The following is a 23,213-nucleotide window of genomic DNA, read 5'->3' on the forward strand; positions in this document are numbered from 1 at the left end:
CAAACGCGCCCGAATCATCATCGCGCCCTGATTGAAAGGGCGGCTTCAGGCTTGAGGAAGATCTCTATGGACGAAGTTTTCGTTCTTTCCGGCGTGCGGACGGCCGTCGGGGCATTCGGCGGCGCGCTGAAGGATACGCCGCCGACCGAACTGGCTGCGCAAGTGTCGACGGAGGCGATTCGCCGTTCCGGCCTGGAGGCGGCGGCGATCGGCCATGCGGTCTTTGGGCAGGTGATCCAGACGGAACCGCGAGACGCCTATCTGGCGCGGTGGGCGGCGCTAGAGTCCGGCTGTGCGGTCGAGACACCCGCATTGGGGGTCAATCGACTGTGCGGTTCGGGCCTGCAGGCGGTGGTGTCCGCCGCACAGGTGCTGAGGTTGAGCGAAGCGGACACGGCCCTGGCGGGCGGAGCCGAGTCGATGAGCCGCGCGCCCTACCTGGTCCCGGCCGCCCGCTTCGGCGCCAAGATGGGCCACGCCGCCCTGGTGGACGGCCTCACCGGCGCCCTGACAGATCCGTTCAACCGCTATCACATGGGCATGACCGCCGAGAACGTGGCCGAACGTTACGGCATCGATCGCGCGGTCCAGGACGACATCGCCCATGAAAGCCACCGCCGCGCCTCGGCCGCAGATAGGGAAGGGCGTTTCGTCGATCAGATCCTACCGATCCAGGTGAAGCAGAAGGGCAAACCTATCATTTTCGACCGCGACGAGCATATCCGTCATGATGCCTCCCGCGCCGACTTCGAGCGACTGAAGCCCGTGTTCAAGACCGGGGGGGCGGTCACGGCGGGCAATGCGTCGGGGATCAACGACGGCGCGGCCGCCCTGGTGCTGGCCGGCGAAGCGACGGTGAAGCGTCTGGCGCTTAAGCCGATGGCGAGGATCGTGTCCTGGGGCCATGCGGGCGTCGATCCGGCCGTTATGGGCCTGGGGCCGATCGCTGCCGTGAGGCAGGCCCTGACGCGCGCCGGCCTGAGGATCGCCGACATGGATCTGATCGAATCCAATGAAGCCTTCGCCGCCCAGGCCTGCGCAGTCTCGCGCGAACTGGGTCTGGACTCTGACAAGGTCAATCCGAACGGCAGCGGCATCTCGATCGGGCACCCCGTCGGCGCCACTGGCGCAATCAACAGCGTCAAGGCTGTGTACGAGCTTCAGCGCACCGGCGGCCGGTACGCGATGGTGACCCTGTGCATCGGCGGCGGCCAGGGCATCGCCGCGATCTTCGAGCGCTGCTGACCAGCGGCGCCGACCCGCATTGCCGCCCGCCGCGAAGCTTTGTTCGCTCTCCTGCCCTCGAAACTGCCGCGTGCGCGGTCCGACGGCACCTTGGGACGATCGCCGCCGTGAGGGCGACCCACACCTGGCAAGCTTGCTTGGCGTCGCACGCGTGAACGGGCCGTCGATTTCAAGTCGGCCCCTTTTCATTTATTTATCGCTAAGTTAATGGATGGCCTGCTGTTCTGGTAGGCGCCGTCGAAGTCAGCGGCGCTGGAGCAGACGGAGTCGTTCTCGCCGTGTCGAATCATCAAGTTTCGCTGAGTTCCATCCTGGCCTATCACGCGGCCCGTGATCCTGGCCGGACGGCCGTCGTGGTGGGAGATGACAAGGTCAGCTACCCCGAACTGGATGCGCGCTCGAACCGGCGCGCCCGGCTGATGGCGGCGCAGGGCGTCGGTTTCGGCGACTTCGTGACCGTGGCCCTGCCCAACGGACTGGCCTTCTACGAGACCGTGTTCGGCCTGTGGAAGCTGGGCGCCATCCCCAACATCGTCTCCGCCAAGATGGCGCGGCCGGAGATGGAGGCGATCCTGGATCTGGTCCGGCCCCGGCTGTTCATCGGCGAGGCGCCCGTTCCGGGCCTCGCGGCCTTGTCGGAGACGCCGCAGGGACTGGACCTGCACTCGGCCGATCCGCTGCCGGAAATCGTCTCGCCACACTGGAAGGCGATGACCAGCGGGGGGTCGACGGGCCGGCCGAAGGTGATCGTGGACGCCATGACGGCCCAGTGGAATCCGCGGGAGGGCTTCCTGCTGCAAAGGCCCGGCGACGTCATTCTGAATCCCGGCCCTCTCTATCACAATGCGCCGTTCCACTGCGTCACCATGGGGATGTTCGTCGGCGCCACCATCGTCGAGATGCAGAAGTTCGACGCCCTTCGCGCCCTGCAGCTGATCGAGGAGCACGGCGTGACCTGGGTCACGATGGTGCCGACGATGATGCACCGGATCTGGCGTCTGGGTCCCGACGTCCTATCGCAATACGGCCTGCCCAGCCTGCGGATGATGCTGCACATGGCCGCCCCATGCGCGCCTTGGCTGAAAGAGGCGTGGATCGGCTGGCTGGGGGCCGAGCGAGTCTGGGAATACTACGGCACGACCGAGGGGATCGGCTCGACCATCATCTCGGGCGTCGACTGGCTGGACCATCGCGGGTCGGTCGGCCAGGTGCGCCCGGGCTATGAGATGAAGATTCTCGACGCAGCCGGCCGGGAATTGCCGATGGGGGAGGTGGGCGAGGTCTATTTCCGGCCCGAAGCCGGACCGGGTTCGACCTATCGCTATCTGGGAAGCCAGTCGGTCCGGATCGGCGAGTGGGAGACGATGGGCGACCTGGGCAGTATGGACGCCGACGGCTACCTGTTCCTGTCGGACCGGCGCAATGATCTGATCATCTCGGGCGGCGCCAACATCTATCCGGCGGAGGTCGAGGCGGCGCTGGAGGCGCATCCGGCGGTGCGTGGCAGCGCGGTGATCGGCCTGCCCAGCGAGGAATGGGGCGCCGTGGTTCACGCCATCGTCCAGCCCGTCGAGGGCGCGAGCCTGGATGAAGCGGAACTGCTCGACTTCGTGGCCGGCCGGATGGCGCGGTTCAAACTGCCCAAGCGGATCGAATTCACCGACGAGCCGCTGCGCGACGAAGCCGGCAAGGTGCGGCGTGCGGCGCTGCGCCAGGCGCGGCTGACGCCGACGGAAGGGGCTCCTCTGGACTAGAAAGGCGGAAAGGCCGCGCCTACTCGGCGGCCGCGGCGCCCCGCGCCTGACGGGTCCTGTACAGGGCGTCGAAGCCGGCGGCCATGAAGGTGACGAACCGTTCGCGCACGGCCTCGAAGTCGTCCGAGCGGCACAGGTCGTCAGACAGACGGTCGATCCGCCCCGTGCGCGACAGGATCAGGGTGTAGGCGCCCGAGGTGAACTGGAAACTCCAGAACAGGTCGCGCGGATCGGCGTCGGGCAGGGCCTTTTGCAGCAGGTGGATCAGGCGCAGCACCAGGGGGTCGAAATAGAAGTCCATTTTCTCGGCGCCGTAGCCGGGGGCGTTGTTAACCTGGGCGAAAATCCGTCCGAACGCGCGCCAGCCCTCGTCGCCGTTGATGTAGACGTCGAACGCGCCGTCATAATAGGCCCGCAGTACGCCTTCGACCGTCGGCGAATCGCCGGCCTGGGCCTCGTAGGCGTCCAGCCCGGCGGTGCGGACCGTGACCGCATAACCGACGCGGCGCTCGAACACGGCGTCGAAGATCGCCTGCTTGCCGGCATGATAATAGTGGATCAGCGCCGGATGGATGCCCATGGCGTCGGCCACGTCCTTGATGGTCACGCCAAAATAACCGCGCTGGGAAAACAGATCTTCAGCGGTGTCCAGGATCAGCTTCTCGGTCGCGGCGCGCTGTTCGGCGCGGGTGCGACGACCCATTCTTTCCGGCGAAGCTGCCATTCGGTCTGGACCTCCTGATCTCTACAAAGGGTCGTGCAAAGACCCCGCAAGGCTGCGGACGATGAGGCCGGCGCCTGCCCGGGTCAAGGACGCAGGGGCGGTTTGTTTAGCCGCAAGACAATGAACTTGACGGATTTGGCTAACTTAGTGCTAAGTAAATGAACTAGGGAGGCGTCCTCTTGCAGGGCGCTGCAATGCAGAGCGGCAAAGCCGCCATCGGGGAGGAAACATATGCGAGGATTCCGTCAATCCGTCAGGCTGCGTGTCGCCTCTGGCGCGTCGCTTGCCGTCCTGCTGCTGGCTGCGGGGCCCAGCCTCGCCCAGACAGCCGAAGCGCAATCCGCGACCGCCGAGACGGCGCAGGACAAGGCTGTCGCCAATCTGGACGAAATCGTCGTCACAGGCACCAGTATTCGCGGCGTGCCTCCGGTTGGCTCCAACCTGATCAGCATGTCCCGCGAGGACATCGAGACCCTGGGCGCGGCCAATACGCCGGACCTGCTGGCCAGCGTGCCGCAACTGAACAGCTTCAACACCGCGCCGTCGCCGAGCCTGGGCGGGGTGGGGTCGTTTGCACCGGGTCTGCGCGGCTTGCCGGCCAACGCCACGCTTCCGCTGATGAACGGCCACCGGCTGGTCGCCGCCGCCGCCAACGAGACCAATCCCGACTTCCCCCTGATCCCCAATCTGGCGATCGAGCGGGTCGAGGTCGTGGCCGACGGCGCGTCCTCGATCTACGGGTCCGACGCCGTCGCCGGGGTGGTGAACTTCATCACCCGCCGGAACGTCTCCGGCGTCGAGATGTCGGCGGCCTACGGCATGGCCGACGACTATTACACCGGCCATGTCGGCGCCCTGGCCGGCAAGACCTGGGACGGCGGCTCGATTCTGGCGGCCTACCAGTTCACCAGGACCGACAATATCACCGGCGGCGACCGCGATTACCGGCTACAGGACTTTCGTCCGTTCGGCGGCATCGACACGCGCGGCGTCAACTGTCCCGCGCCCAACGTCCTGGTGAACACCACCTTCTATTCAGTCTATTACGCGGCGCCCGACCTGGCGGCGAACACCCGGAACTTCTGCGACAACGGCGCGTCGGCCGACCTTCTGCCCGCGTCGCGAATCCACAGCCTGTTCGTGTCGGGCCGGCAGGACGTGACCGACCGGGTCACGCTGTGGGGCGAGGTGCTCTACACGGATCGCCTGGACGAGATTCAGGTCTCTCCGCCGGTGCAGTCGGTGGCGCTCACCAGCGCCAACCCCTTCTTCCGGGCCCCGCCGGGGACGGGCGCCACGACGGAGCTGGTGCTGTTCCGTCCCGACAACCTGATCGGCGACGACCACTTCACCAACACCGACGAACGGCGGGTGGGCAACTCGTCCGTCGGCGCGGACGTGCAACTGCCGCATGAGTTCGAACTGAGCGTCTACGGCACCTTCGACTGGGCCGAGAACGTCGCCTTTCTGCCCACCATCAACGCCGGCGCCCTGGCGGCGGCGGCGGCGGGAACGACGACCGCCACCGCCCTCGATCCGTTCGGGACGGGCACCGCGCCGGGCGTGGTCGCGGCCATCCTGAACTCCTCCACCTCGGTCACGATCAACCAGCGCACCAACCTGGGCGCGATCAAGCTGAGCGGACCGCTGCTGGATCTCCCCGCCGGGCAACTGAAGATCGCCCTGGGCGCGGAGACGCGGCGCGAGACGTTCGAGCAGACCGGCTTCGTCGGCGCGACCCCTGTGCCCGAAGACCTGAGCCGCGACATCAACTCCTTCTATGGCGAGGTCTTCGTGCCGATCGTCGGTGCGGCGAACGCCATGCCGCTGGTGCGCAGCCTGTCGCTGTCGCTGTCGGGGCGTTACGATGACTACAGCGACTTCGGATCCACGAGCAATCCGAAGGTCGGCGTGAATTGGGAGCCCCTCGAGGACCTGACCCTGCGCGGCTCTTATGGCCAGTCGTTCCGGGCGCCGGGCATGCGTCAGGTCGGGGCCACTGTCGGCGCCTACTACTATGACGCCGCCACCGCAGCCGCCCTGGCCAATGATCCGACGCGCGGCGCGGCGCAGGTCAACACCGTCTATCTGCTGGGCGGCAATCGCGATCTGCAGCCCGAGGAGGCCGAGACCTGGTCGTTCGGCGCCGACTGGCGGCCGGTCTTCCTGCCGAACCTGCGGGCCAGCCTGACCTACTACAATATCGAGTACACCAATGTGATCGGGACGCCGTCCACGGCCCTGGTCTTCACCGACCCGACCTTCGCCTCGGTGGTCTACCGCAATCCGACGGCCGAGACGCTGGGCGGCCTGCTGGGGATCGCCGTGCCGGTCAATCTGCCGACGCCGCTGCCGGCGATCGGCAACCTGCTGGACCTGCGCCTGAACAATTTCGGGGTCCGCAAGACGGACGGCGTCGACTTCGACGTCAACTACCGCTGGCCCCAGGCTTTCGGCGACGTCTATGCAGGCCTGGCCGGCAACTATGTTCTGGGCTTTGACACCCAGTTGTCGCCGGCCGCGCCGGTGACGGACAGCCTGGATCTGGGCGTGCCGCGCTTCACCGCCAGGGCCAGCCTGGGCGTGGTTTCCGGCCCGGTCAGCGTCGCCGGCTTCGTCAACTATCGCGACGGAATCCGCAACAACTTCGCCACCCCGACCGGCGTCGGTTCCTACAAGGCGGACGCCTATACGACGGTGGACTTGCGCGTGACCTGGACCCTGCCGGAGGCCGGCTGGACCCGTGGCACGGCCCTGGCCCTGCAGGTCAACGACCTGTTCGACAAGGACCCGCCCTTCTTCCCCGCCACCGACGGGGTGGGCGGGGCCTATAATCCGATCGGACGGTTCGTGGCGCTGAACCTGCGCAAGTCCTTCTGATCGTGTCTTCGCAGTCCGTAGAAAAGCGTAACTGATGCCCGATGACGCCTCGCCCGCCGCCCTGGGCTTTGATCCGACGCGGCTCGCCGCGATCCGACCGGCCCTTCAGGGCTTCGTCGATCGCGGCGAGTTGGCGGGCGTGGTGACGCTGGCGTCTCGCGGCGAGCGGGTCGTCCATGCCGACGCCGTCGGCTGGCGCGATATCGAGACCAAGGCCCCGATGCGGCCCGACACGCTGTTCCGCATCGCCTCCATGAGCAAGCCGATCACCTCGGTGGCGGCCCTCATGCTGATGGAGGAGGGGCGGATCGCGCTTGAAGACCCGATCACGCGGTGGATTCCCGAGATGGCCGAGCTTCAGGTCCTGCGCGACGCGACGGGGCCGCTGGACGACGCCACGCCGGCCCGGCGGGCCATCACTGTGGAAGACCTGCTGACCCACCGTTCGGGCGTCGCCTATGCGCCCTTCTCCGTCGGGCCCCTCAAACAGGCCTATGAGGCGGCTCTGGGCGATCCGGGGATGAACCGTAAGACGGCCGATGAATGGCTGGCGGCGCTGGGAAGCCTGCCGCTGGCGTACCAGCCGGGCGAACGCTTCCACTACGGCCACTCTTCGGACGTGCTGGGCTTTCTGATCGGCCGGGTGGAGGGCAAGTCCTTCCGACAGGTGCTGCAGGATCGGATCTTCACGCCGCTGGGCATGTCGGACACCGACTTCTGGATGCCGCCGGCCAAGCGCGACCGTCTGGCCAGCCTGTACGCCTACGAGGAATCGGGCGATCGGCTGCGCAAGGTCAAGCTGGAGCTGTATGACGAACCGCCCGACTACACGCCGGGCGGCGGCGGGCTGATCTCGTCGGCCGGCGACTACCACAGGTTCGCGCGCATGTTGCTCAACGAGGGCGAACTGGACGGGGTGCGCCTGCTGCGGCCGGAGACGGTCCGGCTGATGCGGACCAACCGGCTCACGGACGCCCAGCGTCAGGTGCCCTTCGCGGGAATGGATCTGTGGACCAAGTCCGGTTTCGGTCTGGGCGTGTCCATCGCCGAGGACCTGACCGACAATCCCTATTCGTGCGGCGCGCCGGGCTCGATGACCTGGCCCGGCGTGTTCGGCACCTGGTGGCAGGCCGATCCGGCCAACGACCTGATCCTGATCTATCTGATCCAGCACCAGGTGCCGGTGTCGGCCAATTCGGGATCGACCATCGCCACGGGCCGGGGGGCGGCGGGACGTCGCGCGCTGCCGGTCTATCAGCAAGGGATCTACGGAGCCCTGCAGAGCAATCCGGCCCCGGTCGATCCGGGATCGGCCGGGTGAACGGCCGGTCGTCGGCCGGTCGGTAATCGAAACAACAACAGGGAGCCGGTCATGCGACAGAGCGTCATCGACGAAAAGAACGCCGCGGCCTTGCGCAGCGCGCCTCTGACCCGCCGGTTCAAGGCCGCCTACGGGTCGGGCGCGCTGGCGGACGGCATCGTCGCGGCGGGCTTCGGCTTCTTCCTGCTGTTCTATCTGACGGCGGTCTGCGGCATGTCCGGGACGATGGCGGGCACGGCCAAGCTGATCGCCCTGCTGGTCGATGCGGTGGCGGACCCGGCCATCGGCCTGGCCAGCGACCGGCTGAGGTCGCGGTTCGGGCGGCGCATCCCCTTCATGGTGTTCGGCCTGCTGCCGTTCGCGGCGGCGTTCGGTCTGCTGTTCTCGATGCCGGAGTCCCTGAGCGGCCTGCCGCAGTTCGTCTACGCCACCGTCTGTCTGATCGTGCTGCGCGTGTCCCTGTCCTGCTTCGTGCTGCCCTACACGGCGGTGGGCGCGGAAGTGACCGACGATTATCGCGAGCGGGCCAGCATCGTGTCCTACCGCCTGTCGTTCCAGAACGCAGGCATTCTGATCGGGGTTGTGCTGGGCCTGGGCGTCTTCATGAGCGGGACCGACGGATTGCTGGACCGTGCGAACTATGTGCCCTTCGCCTGGAGTTGCGCGGCCGCCATGTTCCTGGCTGGCATGATCGCCGTTCGCGCGGTCAGCTCGGCCCAGCCCCGGCTGCACGGCCCGGAAAAGGGCGAAGGTAATTTCCTGACCGGCTTCGGCCGCGAGATGATCGAACTGGCGCGCAACCGCTCGTTCCTGATCCTGTTTGCGACGGTGCTGACCTATTTCCTGGCCTATTCGGCCCATGTCTCGCTGGCGCTTCACGCTAGCCGCTATTTCTGGAAACTGGATTCCACCGCCATCCAGATGATCCTGCTCAGCACCACCCTGGGGCCGTTGCTGGGCGCGCCGATCAGCGCCTTCGCCCTGCGCTATATCGAGAAGCGCACCCTCTCCATCGCGGCCTTCCTGGCCATCGCCCTGTTCCTGATCTGGCCGCCGCTGCTACAGCTCTACGGGCCGGTCACGCTGACTCCCGCCGCCGCGGCGCCGATCCTGTTCGTCAACGGCCTGCTGGTCGGCACGGCGATCATGGTGGGCGGGATCGGTTTTCAGTCGATGCTGGCCGACACCGCCGACGAGCATGAATGGCTGTTCGGCGTGCGTCGCGAGGGTCTGTTCTTCTCGGGTCTGACGCTGGCCTACAAGGCGGCGTCGGGGCTGGGCGGGCTGATCGCCGGCCTGGCGCTGGATGCGATCCAATTCCCCACCGACCTGGGCGCGCGGGGGCCTGGGCTGGTCATTCCGCAAGAGGTGCTGGACAAGCTGGCGCTGATCTCCGGGCCCCTGCCGGCCGCCTTCGCGGCGCTCTCACCACTGTTCCTGATCGGCTACCACCTGACGCGGACGCGGCACGCGCGGATCATCGCCGACCTGGACCAGCGCAAGATCGACAAGGCCGCTGCGGCGGACTGACGTCCAGCCGACAAGTCGACCCCTATTCTAAGATGAGGACAAGACCGTGATCAGACTGGATGGCCGTGTTGCGATCGTGACCGGGGCAGGGGGCGGCTTGGGCCGGTCGCACGCATTGTTGCTGGCGCGGCGGGGCGCACGCGTGGTCGTCAACGACATGGGCGAGGCGGCCGACACGGTCGCAGCCGAGATCGTCGCCGAGGGCGGCGAGGCGATGGCGGCCGTGGGTTCGGTGACGGATCTGGCCTTCGTCGAACAGATGGTCGCGGAGGCGAAGCAGCGGTGGGGCCGCATCGACATCCTGGTCAACAACGCCGGCGTCCTGCGTGACAAGAGCTTCGCCAAGATGGACCTGGCGGACTTCCGCCTGGTGGTCGACGTGCACCTGATGGGCGCGGTCAACTGCACCAAGGCCGTGTGGGACACGATGCGCGAGCAGAACTACGGCCGCATCGTCATGACCACCTCGTCCTCGGGCCTGTTCGGCAACTTCGGCCAGTCGAACTACGGCGCGGCCAAGATGGCGCTGGTCGGCCTGATGCAGACCCTGGCCCTGGAGGGCGCGCGTTACGACATCAAGGTCAACTGCCTGGCGCCCACGGCGGCGACGCAGATGATGGAGGGCATCCTGCCCGCCGACATGCTGCGCCTGCTGAACCCCGACTTCGTCAGCCCGGCCATGCTGGCCCTGGTGCGTGAGGACGCGCCGACGCGCACCATCCTGTGCGCCGGGGCCGGCGGCTTCGAGGCGGCGCACGTGACGATGACGACGGGCGTCCATATCGCGCCCTGCGCGGATGCGGCCGAAACGGTGGTGGCGCGCTGGGACGAGATCATGGATGCGACGACCGCCTTCACCCCCGCCGACGCCCTGCAGCAGAGCCGGCTGGAGCTGGCCAAGGCCGGCTATCAGGGCGAAGGCCAATGATCGGGCGGCTGCTGGCGACGGCGGTGGTCGCCCTGGGGCTGGTCGCGCCGTCGCCAGTGCTGGCGCAGGCCGGGGCGCTGACCGAGGGGCCGGTGGTCCATGCGGCGGCGGGCGATCTTCGCGGGAAAGACCAAGGCGGGGTCGCCGTGTTCCGGGGCGTGCCCTATGCGAAGCCCCCGGTCGGCGAACGGCGCTGGCGGCCTGCGGAGCCTCTGCCGGCATGGCGGGGCGTGCGCGAGGCCACGCGTTTCGGCGCGGCCTGCATGCAGCCGCCGTCGCCCTTCCAAGACCATGCGGCGATGAGCGAGGACTGCCTGTTCCTCAATATCTGGGCGCCAAGGGATGCGCGCAACGCCCCGGTCATGGTCTGGATCCACGGCGGGTCGCTGGTCAGCGGCGCCGGCCGCGACGCGGTGACGGACGGAGCCCGGCTGGCCGAGCAGGGCGTGGTGGTGGTGTCGATCAACTATCGTCTCGGCGCGCTGGGCTGGCTGGCCCATCCGGCGCTGAGCGCGGAATCGACACGGAATATCTCCGGCAACTACGGCCTGACCGACCAGATCCAGGCCCTGCGTTGGGTTCACGACAACATCGGCGCCTTCGGCGGCGACCCCGGCAAGGTGACGATCGCGGGCCAGTCCGCCGGCGCGCTGAGCGTCATCCTGCTGATGGCGGCGCCGCAGGCGCGCGGGCTGTTCGACGGGGCGATCGCGCAGAGCGGCTATATGATCGCCATGCCGGAACTGCGGAACGGCACGTTCCGGGACTGGCCGGACGCGGAGACCATCGGCCTGTCGTGGGCCGGAAAGCTGGGCGCGACCGACCTTGGCGCGCTGCGGGCGTTGAGCGCCGAGACGATCATCGCCGACACGCCGCGCACGGGCTATTTCCCGCTGGCCACCATCGACGGCCAGGTCCTGCCGCGTCAGCTCGTCGATACGTTCGACCGGGGCGAACAGGCGCCCGTGCCGGTTCTGGCCGGATACAACGACGGTGAAGTCCGCTCGCTGCCCATCCTTCTGCCGCCCGCGCCGGCGGACGCGCAGACCTATATGCGGGAGATCCGCGCGCGTTACGGCGATCTGGCGGACGCCTTTCTGGACCGCTATCCGGCCAGCGACATCCGCGAGAGCCTGTTGGCGACGACGCGGGACGCCATGTACGGCTGGTCCGCCGAGCGCCTGACCAAGGCGCAGGCGGCCGTGGGGCAGGGCGCCTATCTGTATCTGTTCGACCACGGCTATCCCGCCGCCGACGACCGGGGCTTCCACGCCTTCCACGGGGCAGAGATTCCCTATGCGTTCGGCACGACGGCGGCGATACCGGGATGGTGGCCCGCCATGCCGAAGACGGCGGTCGAGCAGCGCCTGTCCGAGGCGATGCTGGGCTACTGGACGTCCTTCGTGAAGGCCGGTCGGCCACAGACGCGCGGTGAGCCGGACTGGCCGCCCTATGGCCCGGCGCGCGCCTACATGGCGTTTGAAAATGCCCCCGAGCCCCGGATCGACCCGCCCAACGGTTTCGCCCTGCACGAGACGGTGGTGTGCCGACGTCGGGCGGTCGGCCATATCGCCTGGCACTGGAACGTGGGCGTGATCGCGCCGCTTCTGCCGGTTGGACGCTCGGGCTGCAGCTGATCTGTTTGAGCCCACCGGCGTGAGGGGGCAGGTGCAGCGGCCTGAAATAATAGACTTAAGGCCCCGCCGACCAAGTCAATCATGCTGAAGCGTCGTGGCCGATAGCTTCATCCAGTTTCTCAAGCTGAAAAGCGATCCTCCCGATCAGTCCGGTTCGCATCCCCCCGCGATTGCACAGCTTGAACTTTGCGCCCTGGGCCTCGGAGAGGGTGTGAACGATCGCCAGGCCGAGGCCGGAGCCGGGCGTCTGGGATGAGCCGGCGCGGAAGAAGCGGTCGGTGAGGTGGGGAAGGACGGCTTCATCCACGCCGGGTCCGTGATCCCAGACGCAGACAGCGGCCTGTCGGCCCGTCATGCGGACATGAACGGCCACCGGCGGCGCGCCGTGGTGGAAGGCGTTGTCGATCAGGTTGAGGATCTGTGCGGTGATGAGGTCTTCGGCGCCGAGGACAATGACCGGCTCGGCCGGAAGCCGAAGGCGCAGGGCGCCGTCGGCAAAGGCGCGGCGGTCCCGAGCGGCTTGACAGGCGCGGCGCGCCGCGCGGCCGAGGTCGGCGGCGGTGTCTATCCGGGCCCCGTCGGCCCGGGCTGTCGACAGCAACTGACCGACCAGCCGCGTCATGCCGCCGACGGCGTCGCGAGAGTCTGCGATCAACCGCCGTTCCTGAGCCGTCCAGGGGCGGGAGGAGCCGGCCAGAAGGTCAAGATTGGCGGAGAGGACCGACAGCGGCGTGCCCAGTTGATGCGAGGCGTCGGCCGCGAACCGCTGAATGCCGGAAGTGGAAGCCTCGAGCCGCGCCAGCAGATGGTTGAAGGCGTTCAGAACGGGCCACAATTCGCGCGGCGCTAGATCGACATTGGCAGGGGCGAAGTCGGCAGAGGGGTTGGGGCGGTGCGTCAGATCGTCGATCAGACGCTTCAGCGAGTTCAGGCCCCATTGCAGGGCCGGCCAGATCAGAAGCGCAGCAAGCACCACCAGCAGGCCGGGGAGAAGCAGCATGCTGCGGTAGAGCTCTCTCAGGCTGGCGCGACGGGAATCCAGGCTCTGGGCCACCGAGACGCGGATGGGGGCGTCGCGGCCGGGGATGATCAGGGTCTGTTGCGCCATACGCACCGAAACCCCCCGGACGGACAGGTCCGCGAAGACCGGCTCCTCCGTTCGGGCCTCGGGGAGATTGGGCAGTTCGGCATAGCCGGTGACGAGGCGATCACCTTCGCGGACGCTGTAGAAGACGGCGTCACGCTCGGGACCGTCCAGCAGAACCAGGGCCCAGGGCGCGACATCCACGGTGATGCGACCCTCCGCTACCGACACCGTCTCGCGGATGGTCTGAAGCGCGCCGGCCAGCAGGCGGTCGGCATTGTTCGCCACCACCCGCTGGGCCGTCCAGGCGCCGACCGCCAGAACGACGACCGCGAAGAGCGCCAGAGGGGCCACCTGTGCGATCAGCAGACGTGTGACCAGGCTGTGGGAACGGGCAGGCCGGGCGAGGCTCATGGATCGCTACCGATAGAAGGCGACATCACCCGAATTTTATCGCGGCCAATTTTCCCTTTGTTTTCATGAGCCCGGTTTCAATGACGGTTGCGCCGACGGCGTGCTCATGAAATCAAAGAAAGAGCTCTGATAAATCATCGTCTTCTGGTCTATGAAACAATGGAGTGGGAGTGAGGGGCGACGGGCGTGCGAGTTCGGCCTCTGGCGAGGGGATTTCGTTGATGACAGGGGACTTTAACGGTCGGGTTGGGGTATTGCGAACCCGTAGCCCTACGGTGGTAGAGGTGGCAGCGGGGCTCGAGCTTTCGTGCATCCCTGAGATCCGCTTCTGACTGAGGCTGCGTAAAAATTCTTCTCCGCGAGAAATGGCCGCAAAATTCTGCGAATACACAATAATATTCGGCAGATCTTCTGATTTTGCTTCTTTATTTGCAAATAAGAGCAATATAATTGCTGAAAAACTGGCTGCTTCGAGTTTTTACACGGCCTCGACTCATCCCTGTCCTTGGGAATGTCCGCGTTTCGGCTGCACGCCAATGGCTGTCGACGGCGGCAGGCGGACGATCTGCTAGCCAAGCCTGCCTGCTGTACCATACTCTGCAGGCATCATTGGCGTAGAGGCCTTTGGAGAGATGGCCGCGCAGGCCGCTCCACCGGGGGCCGTCATGGCTGATGTCCGCATGCGCGGGTGAATTCCGTTCTTCGCCATATCGAGCAGGTGGAGGAAGACATGCGAACGCATTGGGTGGCCGCTTTGGCTGTTGTCGCGATGGGGCTTTATGGCTGTGATTCCGGGCGGTCTGAACGCACCATCCGGGATCGCGAAACCGGTGAAAGCGTGACCGTCCGGACCGGTCCCGCAATGGCCGCGCCCCGCAATTTGCCGGCGTTTGCGCCGATCTATCCCGGGGCGGTCATCCTGAGTTCGATGGATGGCATCAGCGGCAGCGACAGCGGCGGCAGTGTCCAGACCGGCGGGATGGTCTCGTTCAGCACAAGGGATGACCCGGAGCGGGTGGCCGGCTTCTATCGCGCCCGGCTGGACGCTTCGGACCTGACCGAGCGGAGTGACGCCAACGTCAATGGCGCCGTGATCCTCAGCGGCACCGCGGCGGAAGACGTCGGCGACGGCGTCCAGATCAGCATCGCGCCATCCGGTGAAGGCGAGGGCAGTGTCGTGACCCTGATCTACAGCCGCAGAAACGGTTGACGGAAACCGGCGTTCGCCACAGCGTGGCAGGCTGAACAGGGTAGGGGGCGGCCGTGGACTGGCAGGGGATAGAATCGGCGCTGGACGAGGCGCTCGACGTGCCGGTCGCGCAACGCCGTGCCTGGCTGACGACGCGGTATCGTGCCGATCCGACCCTGCTGAAGGAGCTGGTGTCCCTACTGGACGCGGCGGAACAGGCGACGGCCTTTCTCGAGCCTGAGCCTCGGCTGGATCCGGTCACACTTCAGCCCGGCATGCGGTTCGGGGTCTGGAAGATCGTCGGCTCTCTCGGCCAAGGCGGCATGGGAGAGGTCTATCGGGTCGAGCGCGACGACGGCGAGTACCAGCAGACGGCGGCCCTCAAGCTGATGCTGGGCATCGCAGGGGCCGACCGGGACCGGTTCATGGCTGAGCGCCAGATCGTGGCGGGTCTGGAACATCCCGGCATCGCCCGGATTCTGGACGGGGGACTGGGGTCGGACGGCCAGCCCTTCATGGTCCAGGAATTCGTCGACGGACCGGCCATCGACAGCTGGTGCGTGCGGGAAGACCTCGGTCCGGCGGACAGAACCCGCCTGATGCTGGACGTCTGCGAGGCTGTCTCCCATGCCCATGCGAAACTGACGGTTCACCGCGACATCAAGCCTTCGAATATTCTGGTGGCCGAGGGGGGGCGAACCCGGCTGATTGATTTCGGAGTGGCCCAGAAACTGGATGACGGCGCGTCGCGGGCGGACCCCTCGCCGGTGTCGATCGAATACTCGGCGCCCGAGGTGGTCGAAGGTCAAATGGCGACCGTCATGAGCGATGTCTATGGCCTGGCCGCGACCCTGTTCGACCTGATCGCCGGCCGTCCGCCGATCGATGTCGGGACCCTGCCGTTTCCCGCCGCCATCCGGCGGATCGTGGACAAGAGCCCGGACCGGCTGATCGCAGCCCTGCCGGCCGGCGTCCGGCCCAGCGGTCTTGTCCGGGATCTTGATGCCGTGCTGGACCGGGCGCTCAGCAAGTCGCCGACGGCGCGGTACGGTACCGTTGAGGCCTTCGCGGACGATCTGCGCCGGGCGCTGGAAGGATCCGCCGTCACCGTCCGGCGGGATGAGCGGGGCTATGTCGCCCGCCGGTTCCTGAGGCGGCGCTGGCTTCCTGTGAGCGCCGCCGCCGCCGTGGTGTTGAGCCTGTCGGGCGGACTGGCGATCGCTCTGGACCAGGCGGCGGTCGCCCAGCGGGAGCGGGACGCCGCCCTGCTGGAGCAGTCGCGGCTGCAGGCCGTTCAGAACTATCTCTATTTCATGCTGCGCACGGGGGCCGAGACCGGGGGGCCCGACGCCGACGCCTCGCGGATTCTGGATGCCGCCGCCGCCCAGGTGCTGGACCAGTTCCAGGCCGATCCGCAACGGGGCGGGCCGGTCGCCCGCATGCTGGGCGAGCTCTATTTCTACATGAATGACTATGAGGCGGCCAAACCGCTGCTCGAGCGGCTCATGACGGTGCGCGGCGTCGATCCCGCCATTGTGGCGGGGGCCGCCTATGACCTGGCCCAGATCAAGGAGCGTCAGGCCGAACCCGAGGAGGCCCGGGCCCTGATGTTGCGGGCCCAGTCGTTCTGGAACACCGACCCGCGACGCTGGCGCTCCGAGCTGGTGGACAGTCGCCTGACCGAGGCCAGACTGCTGCGTGACGCCGGCGACGCCGAGGGCGCGATTCGCGTGCTTCGCGCCAACCTGCCCGCCCGGATCGCCATCAGTGGCCCCAACCATCGCGACACCGGGGTCTATCACAATGATCTGGGGGTGATGCTGACCGCGGCCGGACGCGTCGAGGAGGCGGTTCCGTCGTTCCAGGCCGCTCTGGCGGTCTGGTCGACCAACGGGCTGGAGAACGGCCCGGATGCCCTGAACACGCTGAACAATCTCGCGGCGCTGGAAGTGTTGTCCGGTCGGCCGGCGCGGGCAGAACCGCTGTTCCGGCGCGCTGTCGAGGTCCGGCGCAAGCTCTATGGGCCGTCCGCGGCGACCGCCGCCCTGCTGAGCAACTATGGCAAGACCCTGATGCAGCTGGACCGGCACGCCGAGGCGCTGCCCATCCTGCGCGAGGCGACAGAGATGGCGCGGGTCCATGCCGGCGTCGCCAGCTTGCACTATGCCTCGGCCGTCGCGGGACTCAGTGAGGCCTCACTCGCGACTGGTCGGGTCGGCGAGGCGGCCCGTTTGAGTGAAGGCGCTGTATCAGAGGTCGAGGCCGCGCTGGGACCGGACCATCCGGCCACCGCGATTGTGCGGATTTCCCTGGCCCGCGTCCGCGCCGCCCAGGGGCGGAAGGCGGAAGGCGGACGTCTTCTGGATGCGGCCCAGGTCACCCTCGCGGCCCTTGGTCCGGGCGCGGTGTCCCAGATCAAGGCGATCGATCAGATCAGGGCGCGATATGGGTTGGGTCGGACCGCGCCCTGACGCCGGACGATGCGGGTTGATCGGGTTCAGCGGTGATCTCGCTGAGCTCCCGGAACAGCCAGGCCTTGGCCTTGACCCAGTCGCGCCGGACAGTGCGATCCGTTAGGCCCATGATCTGCGCCGTCTGTTCGTCGCTGTAGCCGGCGAAGAACCGGAACTCGACGACCTTGGCCAGGCGGGGGTTGAGTCGCGCCAGACGTCCCAGGGCCTCGTCCAGATCCACCAGTCGGTCATCGCTTTCCCAGAAGGGCTCGATATCCTCGGTCAGGGGATCAACCTTGCCGGCGCCGCGCTTGACCGCCAGCCGGGCGCGGGCGTGGTCGACCAGGACATGGCGCATGGCCAGGGCGGCTGCGTGCAGGAAATGACTGTCGTTCAGAAACCCTTCCGAGCGGCGTAGACGCAGCCATGCCTCGCTGATCAGGGCTGTAGTGCGCAGGGTCTCGCCCGCCTGGACCCGGAACCGTTCGCGTCGCGCGACTTTTCGAAGCTCACCCCAGAGCTCGGGAGCGAGACGGCTTGCGGCGTGGTGGACCTGCGGGTCGACCTCGTCAAAACAGGATTTGATCGGAATCGCACTCATGATTCCCACTCCCTCACGCCAAACTGAACACCGTTAGCCTACCGCAAACCCGGCGAAAGGCCAGTGGTTGTGTCCGGTTCCGGCCGGCGATCCCGTTTCCCTGGTGACGCCAAAGCGGGGACCGACATCATGACCATTCGAAATCGACGCGGCCTGGGATTTGCCTCGGCGCTGGCGCTCGCCGTGGCCCTCGCCGGGCCGGCTCTGGCCCAGAGCGAAAAGCCGATCATGCGGGTCTGGGTCGGCGAACAGCAGCCTTATGCGACGTGGACAGATCCGACCCAGTCCAGCCTCTATGTCGGCCGCGTTCCGGGAAATGCGGCCGAGACCCGGCGGATCGAAGCCGCAACGGACTTCGTTCTCGAAGAATGGCCCGCTTCAACCACCACACCGGGCTATCTGGCCCTGCCGCCGGACGCATTCAGCCCCGCCGTTGAGGGCCGCACGTCTACGGTCGGGGTGATGCTGCGGGCCCAGGGGGCCAGCTTCGCCCTGGCCGGCAGCTGCGGCGTCCCCGGTCTCAGCGATTATTTGACGGTCCCGCCCGGCTGGTTTGACCAGGCGTCGAGCGGGACCTGGCCTGAACACTATCCGGAGCTGTCCATCGCCGTGGGCCTGGGACTGCGCCAGGCCCACGTCTATTGCCGCGATGTCGTCCAGGTCGGAGATGCGGTAGTCAACGAGGCGGTTACGCCGCCCGGCGTGAAGGCGATCAACGGCCTCGGCCTCGGGTTGGGCGCCTATGCTCTCGGCGGTGCGAATGATCGGGACGGCCGTGTCTGGGACTATGGGAGCATCGGCAGAATTCTCGCCGAGTCCGGTGTCACGTCGCTGGACAGCGATGAGAGTCTGGCCACGGTCGTCGGCCTGGTCCAGCGCCTCGGGGGATTGCGGCGGATCGATCAGCCGCTCTTTTCCGGCCGGATGGACGGCAGCTTCTGGAGCATAGCCGGGGCCGTGCGGGACTGGCGGTTCCTGCCCCCCCTGTTCCAGACGAAACCGTCTGATCTCGGGTCTGACAGTGCAGCCCGGCAATGGCTGGATGCCGCGCTGAAGTCGACCGACGGTGACGAGCGCGGCCTGGCGCTCCTGCTGGCGAAGATGAATTATTACAATGTCACCGGCGGTGACATCATTCCCGAGGACCAGCGCGGGCGGGGCGTATTCGCGCGGTATGTCTGGCAGGGGGCGATGGTCAAGGCCAATGCCGCGCCCGGCTGTCTTCCCGTCGAGCTTTCGCTGGGTCATCCGGTGGTGGAGCTGTCGTTCACCCTCGATCCCGCAGCGGCCAACTGCCTGTCGGTTCACTGGAGCGGGCCGAAGAGCGATGATGATCTGCCGCCGGTGTTCACCGTCGTCGCCGACGGCGGCGCGGCCCCGGCCGACGCGCTGGACGGCCTTCACCTGACGGCGGACCAGTCCTGGAGCCAGTCCCTGACCATCGAGTCCGGAACAAGGAGCGAGGTGGCCTTGCTGGAACAGGGCACAGACCTGCTGCGACCGGGCCTGATCGTTGAGGATTCCCGCAGCGGCAAGGCCGTGAAGGTCTGGGAAGTCATTCTCAAACCGGATGAGGCGTTTGCCGATGACCGGATGACCATCGCCCTGACCAATCTGCATCCCGGTGGCGAGGCATCGACGAAACCCGTCGAGGTCAAATTGACGGTCGGCCCGGGGGCGCATGAAGCGCGTCAGCAGCTGCAGGCGACCGCGGTCGACAATCAGCGCGACCCCTGTGTGCCCCAGGTGATCACGCCGGACGTGCCGGGGCAGATGAGCTTTGGCCCCATGGCGATGTATGCGGCGGCGCTGGATACGGATGATTTCTCGATCAACCTGTCGTTCCTGCCGCCCTCGCAGGGTGACCTGATGGCCGGCTATATGGAATGTGCCCGCATCCAGATGGCGGTGGGGCTCGGGGGCGGATCGGATACCGTCGGCGGCAGACCGGCGGCGGGCTCGCCGACACAGGTGTGTGCCGGTCGAAACGCCCAGCTGGCCGGAATCGGCGCCGCAGCCATGGCCGCCGCCACCGGGGAGACCGCCAGCAATCTGGCGGGCCTGGAAGGGCTCGTCCCGTCCGCCAGCATCGAGTTCGGGCTGGATGCCGACCGGCCGATCACCGGCCCGGGCACCTATCCCGCGACGGCAACGGCCACACTCAGCAATGCGACGCTGGAACAGCGGGGCCTGGATCTGCCGAGCTCGGTCGCCGGGCGTGGGACCATCACGATCGAGCAGGCCACGCCCGGGTTTTTGAGGGTCAGCTATCAGGCCCGTCTGGAGCATCAGGAGGGGCGTTGCACCGCCCAGCTGGTCGGTCCGGTGTCGGGCACCTTCCAGAGCGTGGTGGCGATGCCGATGCTGGCGGCGTCCCGGCGAACCATGATTGCACCGCGGGCGATCGAGTTCATGGGCGAGAAGCTCTGGTCGACCCTGTCAGCCTCGCAACGGGCCGAGCTGAGCCGGGAGCCCCGTCGCGAGGTCGCTGGCGGCGGCGGCGGTGGCCGCGGTGGGGGTGGCGGCAGCGGTGGCGGGGCCTCGTCCGCCCCGATCCCTGGTCTGAGCTGCAATCTCAGCGAAGCGGAGACCCGACGGCTTCTGAACGAATTCCTGGGTCAGCTGCCGCCCGAGGTCCGGCGCGAGATGGAGGCCCAGATCGCTTCGGACCCCGAGATGGCCAAGGCCATGGCCTGCATGCTCAGCCAGAACAGCTGAGCCGCGACCCCGTGCAATCCCTGATTCCCAACCGAGAAAGAGACTCGATATGAGCAGATCCATCCTTGCGGCGGGGGCCCTGACGGCCGCCGTTCTGGCCCTCGCGGCCTGTGACAACAGCGGTTCGTCCGCGAGCGACAACGGGGCGGCCCCGGCGGCCGGGGGCGCATCGGCGTCAGGCCCATCGGCACCGGCCGCCGTGGTCGAGGCGACCCGCTGCTGGGGGCTTGTCCAGGGCGCGACCGTCCTGGCCGTCGGCCTGCCGGAGATGGCCGCCGAGCTCCCGGCGGCGACCGAGGATCAGAAAAGGGCCTGGTTCAACGAGGCCCAGCGCCGTGCCGCGGCGGCGGGCCTGACGGTGCCGCAATTTCAGGCCCTTCTGGACGAATACCAGATGTCCAACCGGTTCGCGACGAGCGCCGATCTGCGCCAGGACTCGGTCGAGCCGCTGAAGGCCTGTCTTGCATCGACCCCGCCCGAGGGCACCGAACCGCCGGACCTGGCCCAGGGCTGATCAGCCGGCCATCATCGCCAGGCCCGCGCCGCTCCAGACGGCGCGGGCCTGAACCGCCAGGTCGCGACCGATGGTGGCCACCGGCTGCCCGCCGGCAATCCCGTCCGCCAGGGATACGGCGTCGTGAATGGCCCGGGCCACACCCCCGCCGAACCTGGGCGGCATCTGCATCAGCGCATCCCCGATCAGCGCCAGCGGCGGCATGGCTTCGGAACGCGCCCGCTCCAGCGCCACGCGGCGGGCCCCCGGTGCCAGATGACGGACCGGCCGGGGCTCGAACGCGATATCGGCCAGCAGGGCCCGCAGGCCGGACCCACCCGCATCACCGAGCCCCGCCAGGACCGCATCACGGTCCGGTGGCGCGCACCCCGCCCGGTGCCTCAGGGTAAGGGTTGTCATGCCGCCGGGGAGGACCTGAACCAGACCGTCGAGACCGCGCTGCGGATCGCGGCAGGCGACCAGCCACGGCCGCCCGCCGACGGTCTGGCCGGCCCAACTGGCATAGGCCTGGGGTTCGCCGACGTCGTCGAGGTCGAGATCGGGTAGATGGTCCCCGAACAGATCGACACCGGCGCGCTGCCCGCCGCTGGCGTCGATGACGCCCTCAACCACTCGCCGCTGCCCCGGAATTCGGATGCTCCAGCCGTCAGAGACCGGCTCGACGCCGGGGACCGGCCGGCCGCGCAGAATGGGCACGCCCAGGGCCTCGACGGCGTCGCCCAGGGCCGCCTCCAGCATGGCCAGGGTGACGATCATGGCCTCATCCCCCCACACCAGGCGATCGCCGGCGACGCGGCCGATGCGGCCCATGCCCGCGCCGGTCTGTGCCAGCCGGCCGTGCAGATCCGGGCAGACGGTGGCCAGCCGGGCCAGGCTTCCAGGACCGATCCGGTGCACATGGACGGACCGCGCGGGCGGGTGTCCCGCCTCGCGCGGGTCCACCAGAACGGGCTCCCGGCCGATCGCTCGCAGGGACAGGGCCGCCGACAGGCCGGCGACCCCGCCCCCGAGGATCAGGAAGGACAAGCGTCGCGCGCCGTCAGCGCCGGTCGTCCCCGCCCGGCCGGGTCCGAAGCGCGCTGCCCCGGCTCAGCGCCTTGTCATTGCGGGCCACCACCATGAAGACTAGGCCATTGATCTCTCCGTCCCGGCCGAGGATGGATCGCGCCAGGTTCCGGAGCACGTCCTCGCGGCCGGACAGGGTTCGCTCGCCACCCGGGGCGAACATGTCACCGGGGAAGAACATGTCGCCGGGAAAGAACATATCGCCCGGAAAGAACATGTCGCCGGGAAAGAACATGTCTCCGGGGAAGGCGACCGAGCCGGCCCGCAGATCGAACCGGTCCGAGACGAAAACGTCGCGAAGCTCGCCCCTTTCGAAGCGCGCCGCCAGCATCTGCACCGGCTCGGCCCGTGAGCCGTCCAGTCGCAGCACCATGTTTCGCATCAGTCCGCGCCGGAGGCGCTCGCCCGACAGCCGGGCCAGACGACGCGCATCCCGGATCTCGATGGTGATCCGGCCGCCGTCCTGCGCGAAGGCGAGGCTGGTTGTGGTCGCGCCGACGGCGAGTCCGCCCGCGCCGGCCAGAAAGGTTCTGCGTATCAATGCCATGGTCTTGAGCCCTGTTTCGTTTGATCGGTGGAAGCCCCCATCGATCAGAACGGAATTGCGGGGCCGAAGCGGACATGACCGACCCGGTATGGGCGGGGCTATTCCGGCGCGCGCTCCAGAACGACGGGGACACCCGACCGGTCCCCAGGCGCGTGGTAGCGACCTCTCAGCGGGCCGCGGGCGGGGCGGTTCCGGAAACTGATGCGGTGATCCAGACCGTCCGCGCCGGGGCGAAGGATTACGCTGGCCCAGCGTCCCCGTGACTGGCCCGCCGTGATCTGTCCGCCCAGATCGATGAACTCGCAGTCCTCGGTGCCGGAGACCGGCAAGGGACGATCGATGCTGCAGAAGGGTTGATACAGCACATAGCTGCCGTCCAGACGGCTGCCGTCGTGGATGATCTGGATCCGCATGATGGCGGCATCGGCCGGATCTCCGGCCCGCACGATCCGCCAATTGCCCTGGAGCGGCCCTGCGGGGGTCAGGGCATGACGGTCCTCGCCGGCTGCCGCGTCATGGCCGGGGAGGGTCTGCCGCGCCGCGACCGGGACGGCGGTCAGGACCAGGCTCGAGATCAGGGTGGCGACGAGGGCTCTGAAAACGGTCATC

17 protein-coding genes are annotated in these 23,213 nt (G+C 67.8%); 11 read left to right on the forward strand and 6 right to left on the reverse strand.

The features are described 5' to 3' along the window. Positions 1-66: 66 nt before the first annotated feature. On the forward strand, positions 67-1,245 hold the full coding sequence (gene bktB / locus AC07NC_RS00350) for a beta-ketothiolase BktB (RefSeq protein WP_494568225.1): 1,179 nt from the start codon (positions 67-69) through the stop codon (positions 1,243-1,245). A 278-nt stretch (positions 1,246-1,523) separates the two neighbouring features. Further along, positions 1,524-2,999 carry an AMP-binding protein gene (locus tag AC07NC_RS00355; RefSeq protein WP_494568226.1) on the forward strand — a complete coding sequence of 492 codons (1,476 nt, stop codon included), beginning with the start codon at positions 1,524-1,526 and terminating at the stop codon, positions 2,997-2,999. 19 nt (positions 3,000-3,018) lie between these two features. Here AC07NC_RS00355 and AC07NC_RS00360 read toward each other — a convergent pair whose 3' ends face one another. Beyond that, positions 3,019-3,723 (reverse strand): TetR/AcrR family transcriptional regulator, encoded by a 705-nt coding sequence (locus AC07NC_RS00360; protein WP_494568227.1) that lies wholly within the window; start codon positions 3,721-3,723, stop codon positions 3,019-3,021. A 231-nt stretch (positions 3,724-3,954) separates the two neighbouring features. On the opposite strand from AC07NC_RS00360, the gene AC07NC_RS00365 reads away from it, so the two are divergent. From AC07NC_RS00365 to AC07NC_RS00385, 5 genes are read left to right on the forward strand one after another with little or no spacing between them, the layout of a single operon-like run. Then, the gene (locus AC07NC_RS00365; RefSeq protein ID WP_494568228.1) at positions 3,955-6,603 is read left to right on the forward strand and encodes a TonB-dependent receptor plug domain-containing protein; all 2,649 of its coding nucleotides are present in this window, start codon (positions 3,955-3,957) and stop codon (positions 6,601-6,603) included. A 34-nt stretch (positions 6,604-6,637) separates the two neighbouring features. Then, on the forward strand, positions 6,638-7,924 hold the full coding sequence (locus AC07NC_RS00370; protein ID WP_494568229.1) for a serine hydrolase domain-containing protein: 1,287 nt from the start codon (positions 6,638-6,640) through the stop codon (positions 7,922-7,924). 51 nt (positions 7,925-7,975) lie between these two features. Then, positions 7,976-9,454, forward strand: coding sequence for an MFS transporter (locus tag AC07NC_RS00375; RefSeq protein ID WP_494568230.1), 1,479 nt, complete (start codon positions 7,976-7,978; stop codon positions 9,452-9,454). 49 nt (positions 9,455-9,503) lie between these two features. Further along, positions 9,504-10,382 (forward strand): SDR family NAD(P)-dependent oxidoreductase, encoded by an 879-nt coding sequence (locus AC07NC_RS00380; protein WP_494568377.1) that lies wholly within the window; start codon positions 9,504-9,506, stop codon positions 10,380-10,382. Continuing rightward, the gene (locus AC07NC_RS00385) at positions 10,379-12,019 is read left to right on the forward strand and encodes a carboxylesterase/lipase family protein (RefSeq protein ID WP_494568231.1); all 1,641 of its coding nucleotides are present in this window, start codon (positions 10,379-10,381) and stop codon (positions 12,017-12,019) included. Before AC07NC_RS00380 ends, AC07NC_RS00385 begins: the two co-directional genes overlap by 4 nt. Positions 12,020-12,098: 79 nt before the next feature. On the opposite strand, the gene AC07NC_RS00390 is transcribed toward AC07NC_RS00385, so the two are convergent. Continuing rightward, positions 12,099-13,517, reverse strand: coding sequence for a sensor histidine kinase (locus tag AC07NC_RS00390; RefSeq protein ID WP_494568232.1), 1,419 nt, complete (start codon positions 13,515-13,517; stop codon positions 12,099-12,101). A 688-nt stretch (positions 13,518-14,205) separates the two neighbouring features. Here AC07NC_RS00390 and AC07NC_RS00395 point away from each other — a divergent pair. Both AC07NC_RS00395 and AC07NC_RS00400 read left to right on the forward strand, forming a co-directional pair. Beyond that, on the forward strand, positions 14,206-14,727 hold the full coding sequence (locus AC07NC_RS00395) for a hypothetical protein (RefSeq protein ID WP_494568233.1): 522 nt from the start codon (positions 14,206-14,208) through the stop codon (positions 14,725-14,727). A gap of 53 nt (positions 14,728-14,780) precedes the next feature. Continuing rightward, a complete protein-coding gene (locus tag AC07NC_RS00400) occupies positions 14,781-17,177 on the forward strand; it encodes a serine/threonine protein kinase (protein ID WP_494568234.1) in 2,397 nt (798 codons plus the stop codon). On the opposite strand, the gene AC07NC_RS00405 is transcribed toward AC07NC_RS00400, so the two are convergent. Then, positions 17,140-17,760 carry an ECF-type sigma factor gene (locus AC07NC_RS00405; RefSeq protein WP_494568235.1) on the reverse strand — a complete coding sequence of 207 codons (621 nt, stop codon included), beginning with the start codon at positions 17,758-17,760 and terminating at the stop codon, positions 17,140-17,142. The genes AC07NC_RS00400 and AC07NC_RS00405 overlap by 38 nt on opposite strands. 129 nt (positions 17,761-17,889) lie before the next feature. Between AC07NC_RS00405 and AC07NC_RS00410 the strand changes: the two genes are divergently transcribed. Both AC07NC_RS00410 and AC07NC_RS00415 read left to right on the forward strand, forming a co-directional pair. Then, positions 17,890-20,478: a hypothetical protein gene (locus AC07NC_RS00410; protein ID WP_494568236.1), complete on the forward strand. Its 2,589-nt coding sequence runs from the start codon at positions 17,890-17,892 to the stop codon at positions 20,476-20,478. A 49-nt stretch (positions 20,479-20,527) separates the two neighbouring features. Beyond that, on the forward strand, positions 20,528-20,992 hold the full coding sequence (locus AC07NC_RS00415; RefSeq protein WP_494568237.1) for a hypothetical protein: 465 nt from the start codon (positions 20,528-20,530) through the stop codon (positions 20,990-20,992). Here the strand turns inward: AC07NC_RS00415 and AC07NC_RS00420 are convergent, their stop codons facing one another. From AC07NC_RS00420 to AC07NC_RS00430, 3 genes are all read right to left on the reverse strand, one after another. Next, positions 20,993-22,018: an FAD-dependent oxidoreductase gene (locus AC07NC_RS00420; RefSeq protein ID WP_494568238.1), complete on the reverse strand. Its 1,026-nt coding sequence runs from the start codon at positions 22,016-22,018 to the stop codon at positions 20,993-20,995. A 13-nt stretch (positions 22,019-22,031) separates the two neighbouring features. Beyond that, on the reverse strand, positions 22,032-22,598 hold the full coding sequence (locus AC07NC_RS00425; protein WP_494568239.1) for a hypothetical protein: 567 nt from the start codon (positions 22,596-22,598) through the stop codon (positions 22,032-22,034). A gap of 104 nt (positions 22,599-22,702) precedes the next feature. Beyond that, the gene (locus AC07NC_RS00430) at positions 22,703-23,212 is read right to left on the reverse strand and encodes a hypothetical protein (RefSeq protein ID WP_494568240.1); all 510 of its coding nucleotides are present in this window, start codon (positions 23,210-23,212) and stop codon (positions 22,703-22,705) included. Position 23,213: the final 1 nt, after the last annotated feature.

The organism is Brevundimonas sp. GW821-FHT10A07 (genome assembly GCF_059415785.1).